Annotated in this window: 1 pseudogene; it reads left to right on the top strand. The window is 40.4% G+C overall.

Annotated elements, in window-relative coordinates:
- Nucleotides 1-255, top strand: a pseudogene (locus ACEO2X_RS14650) (RNA-guided endonuclease TnpB family protein); the annotation flags it as partial.

The raw sequence follows: 255 nt of genomic DNA, 5'->3' as shown, positions 1-255 counted from the left end.
AACCATTCAGGCTGTAACTGAAGAATTAGTCACCCGAAGAAAGCAATTTAAAAAGGCAAAGCTGAAATGGCGTGTCAGCAATAAAAAATCAGCAAGGCGCTCTTTGGGATGGGTTCCCTTTAAAAAGTTGGCTATCAAATATGCCAATGGATATGTCCAGTATGGAAAACACCAATTTAAGCTTTGGGATAGCTACGGTTTAAGCAAATACACGTTAAAAACAGGTTCATTTGTAGAGGATAGCCGTGGGCGTTG

Source organism: Acinetobacter sp. AL9, from assembly GCF_041464035.1.
GTDB lineage: Bacteria > Pseudomonadota > Gammaproteobacteria > Pseudomonadales > Moraxellaceae > Acinetobacter > Acinetobacter towneri.
Note: the sequence above shows the minus strand (reverse complement) of the source record. Positions and strands in the feature narration are given on the sequence as shown.